This is a genomic window from Chryseobacterium barbadense (genome assembly GCF_042849955.1).
In the GTDB taxonomy this organism is placed as follows: domain Bacteria; phylum Bacteroidota; class Bacteroidia; order Flavobacteriales; family Weeksellaceae; genus Chryseobacterium.
Window position 1 is genome coordinate 1 of the sequence record NZ_BAAFHL010000091.1, and the last position, 5,848, is coordinate 5,848.

A 5,848-nucleotide genomic window follows, 5' to 3' on the forward strand; every position below is an offset into this window, starting at 1 on the left:
ATCCTGTTGTTTCTTTTGGCAAAATTCGCTTGGAAACCAATCGTTAATGCAGTAAATGAGAGAGAAGCTTCTATTGTTGATGCATTAAATCAGGCTAAATTGGCTAAAAAAGAAATGGAAGAGCTGAAAGCTGATAACGAAAGAATTATTCGTGAAGCTAAAGTTGAAAGAGATGCTATCCTTAAAGAAGCAAGAGAAATCAAAGACAGAATTGTAGGTGAAGCTAAAGATGTTGCTAAAGTTGAAGGAGACAAAATGATTGAAGCTGCTAAACAAACAATTCAGGCTGAAAAAAATGCAGCCATGTCAGACATCAAAACTCAAATCGGTGCATTATCTGTAAATATTGCTGAATCTATCTTGAAGCAAAAACTAGATAATAACGAGGCTCAAAACGAGTTAATTGAGAATTATTTAAACAAAACTAACCTTAACTAAGAATGCTTACATCTAAAGTAGCTAAAAGATATGCACAAGGTTTGCTTGATTTTACAAATGAATCAGGACAAACAGCTACTGTATTTTCTGAAATGAAAGATGTTGTAAAAGTTATGTCTGAATCGAAAGATCTGAACAAATTTTTCATGACACCTTATATTGACACTAAAAAGAAAATAGAAGTAGCAAACGAAATTTTCAAAGGTTTATCTCTTTCTTCTCAAAATCTGATCAGACTGGTAATCAAGCAGGGGCGTGAGAGCCAGCTTAAAAATATTGCTCAGGAATACATCAATAAAGTAGAAGATATCAATGGAGTACAAAGAGTAGTGCTTACAACAGCCACTCAGCTTTCCAATGCAAACATTGAAGAGATTTTAAGATCTTCAAATATGGTGAATGTGAGCTCAAATTTTGATTTGAAAGTGAACATTAAGCCTGAAATCCTTGGAGGATATATTTTGAGAGTTGGGGACCAGCAGGTAGATGCATCTGTAAAAACCAAACTTAATCAAGTTAAAAAAGATTTTCAATTAAATTAAGAAAAAAACAACCATACAATGGCAGAAATAAATCCGGCAGAAGTATCTGCGATCTTAAAACAGCAATTGGCCAACTTCGATACTCAATCTAACGTTGAGGAAGTAGGTACAGTTTTAACCATCGGTGATGGTATTGCTCGTGTATACGGGTTAGAAAACGTACAATACGGAGAGTTGGTGAAATTTTCTAGTGATGTAGAAGGTATTGTACTTAACCTTGAAGAAGACAACGTGGGGGTTGCTCTACTTGGTGAAAGTAAATTGGTAAAAGAAGGAGACACAGTAAGAAGAACAAACAGAATCTCTTCTATCAAAGTAGGAGAAGGAATGTTAGGAAGAGTAGTAGACACTCTTGGTAACCCTATCGATGGAAAAGGTCCTATTACTGGGGATTTATACGAAATGCCACTGGAAAGAAAAGCTCCTGGGGTTATCTATAGACAACCGGTAAACGAGCCATTACAATCTGGTATCGTTGCGATTGACTCGATGATTCCTGTAGGAAGAGGGCAAAGAGAGCTTATCATTGGTGACAGACAAACAGGTAAAACCACTGTTGCTATTGATACGATCATCAATCAAAAAGAATTTTACGATGCAGGACAACCTGTATATTGTATATATGTAGCAATCGGGCAGAAAGCTTCTACCGTAGCTCAGATCGTTAAAACCCTTTCTGATAAAGGAGCTTTAGCATATACTGTAATTGTTGCGGCAAACGCTTCAGACCCGGTTCCAATGCAGGTATATTCTGCAATGGCAGGGGCTGCAATTGGTGAGTACTTCAGAGATACTGGTAGACCGGCGTTAATCGTTTATGATGATTTATCTAAACAAGCGGTTGCTTACCGTGAGCTTTCTCTTCTATTGAGAAGACCACCGGGACGTGAGGCTTATCCTGGAGACGTTTTCTATCTTCACTCAAGATTATTGGAAAGAGCTGCAAAAGTAATCGCTGATGATGAAATTGCCAGACAAATGAATGACTTACCAGAGTCTTTAAAGCCAATCGTGAAAGGAGGAGGATCATTAACGGCACTTCCAATTATCGAAACTCAGGCAGGTGACGTTTCTGCGTATATCCCAACTAACGTAATTTCAATTACAGACGGGCAGATCTTCTTGGAGTCTGATCTGTTCAACTCTGGGGTTCGTCCTGCGATCAACGTGGGTATCTCCGTATCAAGGGTAGGAGGTAACGCTCAGATCAAATCCATGAAAAAAGTTTCTGGTACATTAAAGCTTGACCAGGCTCAATATAAAGAATTGGAGGCATTCGCTAAATTCGGTTCTGACCTTGATGCTGCTACTTTAGCGGTAATCTCTAAAGGAGAAAGAAACGTGGAAATTCTTAAGCAGCCGGTAAACTCTCCGCTTCCGGTAGACAGCCAAGTGGCTATGATCTATGCTGGAACAGAGAACTTATTAAGAAATGTTCCGATCAATAAAGTAAAAGAATTCCAAAAAGAATACGTAGAATTCCTAAGATCTAAGCACCCTGAAACAATGGCGGCTATCAAAGCTGGGAAAATCGATGATAACATCACTGGTGTTCTTAAGCAGGCGGCTAACGATTTAGCTTCTAAATATAACTAAAAATTAGTTGATGGTTTTTGGTTGATAGTTGACAGAATTTTCTAAAACTAGCAACCAACAACCGACAACCAACAACTAACCCAAATATGGCAAACTTAAAAGAAATACGAGGAAGAATCAGTTCAATTTCATCTACGATGCAAATTACAAGTGCTATGAAAATGGTTTCCGCTGCGAAACTAAAGAAGGCACAAGATGCGATCGTAATGTTAAGACCTTATTCCGAAAAATTGCAGGAGCTTATCCAGAATGTAAATTCTAGTTCAGATCCTGATCAGGTTTCTATTTATGCTCAAAAAAGAGCAGTGAAAAGAGTACTTTTCATTGCAATTACTTCCAACAGAGGTTTGGCTGGGGCTTTTAACTCTTCTATCGTAAAAGAGCTTAATAACCAGTTTCAGAACAATTCTCAGTATGAGGTAGAAGTTCTTACCATTGGTAAAAAAGTATATGATGCCGTAAGAAGAAACCGTACCGTGTATGGAAATTCAAGTGCTGTTTATGATAACCTGAACTTTGATGTGGTTTCTAACGTTACTGAGGGAGTAATGAGCAGCTTCAGAGAAGGTAAATTTGATGAAGTGTATTTAATTTATAATAAATTCGTTAATGCAGCCACTCAGGAAGTAAATACAGAAAAGCTTCTTCCGATTTCAATGCCTGAAAATACAGAGTCTCAAGTAGAAACGGATTATATTTTTGAACCAAACAGAAATGAGATCTTGGATAACTTAATTCCAAAATCCATTAAAACCCAGGTTTTCAAAGCTATTTTAGATTCAGTGGCATCTGAACACGGAGCGAGAATGACAGCCATGCATAAAGCAACGGATAACGCTCAGGCTTTGAAGAACGATTTAGTAATCTTCTACAACAAAGCAAGACAGGCAGCTATTACCAACGAGATTTTGGAGATTGTTTCAGGAGCAGAAGCCTTGAAGAATTAATAAAAAATATTTTAACAAAATATTATAAAGCATCGATCTGTCGGTGCTTTTTTTGTTATTTTTATTTTGTATATCTTTGTATCATAAATTTTATATAATTTTTAAATGGACTCGGACATAGTCAGGCTTTTGCTAGCCTTATTTCTTGTATTACTCAATGGCTTTTTCGTAGCCGCAGAATTTTCAATTGTTAAAGTTCGTTATTCACAAATCCAATTAAAAGCCGCAGAAGGTAACTCTATGGCAAAACAGGCAGAGCACATCATCAAACATCTGGATGAATATCTTTCTGCCACACAATTAGGTATCACATTAGCTTCCCTTGCCTTAGGTTGGGTAGGAGAAAGCGCACTACATCATATTGTTGGTAATATTTTCCATTATGTAAATTTAGATTTAAGCGAAGCTTCCATTACCTCTGTTTCCTTAATTATAAGTTTCATTCTGATTACAATTATGCATATTGTTTTTGGAGAGCTTATTCCTAAATCCATTGCCATCAGAAAATCGGAAGCTACCACAATGGCCACTGCCGTTCCTTTGAGAGTTTTCTATACTATCTTTAAACCATTTATCTGGTTGATGAATTCCATGTCTAATGCCTTTTTGAGATTAGTAAAAATCCATCCGGCGTCTGAACAGGAAATTCATTCTACTGAAGAGCTGCAGCTTTTGGTAAAGCAAAGTGCAGATAGCGGAGAGATTGAAGAAGAGAACTATGAGATCATTAAGAATGCATTTGATTTTACGGACCATTCCGCAAAACAGATCATGGTTCCCCGTCAGAATATTACTTCTATCGACATTGAAGAAGATATCAATGCCATTATTGATAAAATTATGGAAAGCGGATATTCCAGAATTCCTGTGTATCATAACTCCATTGATAATATTATTGGTGTTTTCTATACCAAAGAGATTATAAGAGAGTTTATCAAGAGAAAAGGTGAACTCAACCATGTTGATCTGAAAGATTTAATGCGTGAATCGTTCTTTGTTGTAGGAAGCAAAAAAATATCGGATTTATTAAAGATATTCCAGCAGAAGAAACAGCACCTGGCTATTGTAATTGATGAATTTGGTGGAACGGAAGGAATTATTACCTTAGAAGATATTCTTGAAGAACTGGTAGGTGAGATTCAGGATGAAGAGGATGATGAAGATAAGCTGGTAGATAAAATTGCTGAAAATACCTATTGGGTACAGGCAACACAACCGTTGGATGAAATCAATGAATTTTTGCCTAAGAAATTACCGCTTTCCGAAGAAAGCGAATACAATACTTTAGCAGGTTTCATTCTGCATGAATTGGAAGATATACCGGAAGAAAACCAAGAGTTCGATCTTGAAAATTATCACTTCAAAATTCTGAAAATGAATAATAAAAGTGTTGAGCTGGTGGAATTGGTATACGAAGAACCCAATATCGTTAATGATCTGGCCGATAAAATAGGAGAAGTTTAAATATCAAAGCAATGTTTTTTTATAATAGCATAAAAGATTATGAAAACCCCAAACGTCAGTATGAAGAAGAAGTGCTGGTGTTGGATGATACGGATGAAGTATACAAACTGATTCTGCATAATGATGACGTTCACACATTTGATTATGTTATTGATTCCCTGATAGAAATTTGCAAGCATACATTGGAGCAGGCTGAACAATGCACCATTTTAGTACATTACAAAGGCAAATGCACGGTAAAAACAGGCTCTATGGATGTGTTAAAGCCTATGCATGAAAAACTGCTTTCAAGGGAACTAACAAGCGAAATCGTATAAAACGTCGGCAATTTTGCCGACGTTTTTTGTATTCATTAATTTATTTGCATTCAACTAAAATAGTATATTTGTACCAAACTATAAGAAACAAATAAGAATGCTTGTAATAGGAATTGCAGGAGGTACAGGATCCGGCAAAACTACGGTTGTTGATAAAATACTTCAGCAACTTGATATTGAAGGAATGAATATCCTTTCACAGGATAATTATTATCATGATAATCAGAATCTTACATTAACGGAGCGGGAAGCTTTAAACTATGACCATCCTAAATCCATCGATTTTGACTTATTAATCAAACACGTAAGAGCGCTGAAAAACAATGAATCCATTGAACAGCCGATTTACAGTTTTGTAACCCATTCCAGAACCGGAGACCACGTAACTGTAGAACCTAAAAATGTATTGGTAGTAGAAGGAATTCTGGTACTTACGAATAAGGAATTATTGAAAGAATTTGACCTGAAAGTTTTTGTTCATGCAGATTCCGACGAGAGGCTGATCAGAAGGATCAGAAGAGACACCCAGGAAAGAGGAAGGGAT

At 36.6% G+C, this 5,848-nt stretch carries 7 protein-coding genes; all 7 read left to right on the top strand.

The genetic code is table 11. The features are described from left to right. The coding region (atpF, locus tag ACGHIN_RS16180; RefSeq protein ID WP_390455887.1) for a F0F1 ATP synthase subunit B at window positions 1-438 on the top strand (438 nt) is incomplete at its 5' end. Between the two features lie 2 nt (window positions 439-440). Beyond that, window positions 441-980 (top strand): ATP synthase F1 subunit delta, encoded by a 540-nt coding sequence (gene atpH, locus ACGHIN_RS16185; RefSeq protein ID WP_390455890.1) that lies wholly within the window; start codon window positions 441-443, stop codon window positions 978-980. Between the two features lie 18 nt (window positions 981-998). Next, a complete protein-coding gene (atpA, locus tag ACGHIN_RS16190; RefSeq protein ID WP_390455893.1) occupies window positions 999-2,576 on the top strand; it encodes a F0F1 ATP synthase subunit alpha in 1,578 nt (525 codons plus the stop codon). An 86-nt stretch (window positions 2,577-2,662) separates the two neighbouring features. After that, the gene (gene atpG, locus ACGHIN_RS16195; RefSeq protein ID WP_390455896.1) at window positions 2,663-3,523 is read left to right on the top strand and encodes an ATP synthase F1 subunit gamma; all 861 of its coding nucleotides are present in this window, start codon (window positions 2,663-2,665) and stop codon (window positions 3,521-3,523) included. Window positions 3,524-3,628: 105 nt separating this feature from the next. After that, entirely contained in the window at window positions 3,629-4,987 is a 1,359-nt protein-coding gene (locus ACGHIN_RS16200) for a hemolysin family protein (protein ID WP_390455899.1), read from the top strand. 11 nt (window positions 4,988-4,998) lie between these two features. Further along, a complete protein-coding gene (locus ACGHIN_RS16205) occupies window positions 4,999-5,304 on the top strand; it encodes an ATP-dependent Clp protease adaptor ClpS (RefSeq protein ID WP_390455902.1) in 306 nt (101 codons plus the stop codon). Between the two features lie 97 nt (window positions 5,305-5,401). Continuing rightward, window positions 5,402-5,848 (top strand): uridine kinase (gene udk, locus ACGHIN_RS16210; RefSeq protein WP_390455905.1); only part of this gene is annotated, 447 nt, incomplete at its 3' end.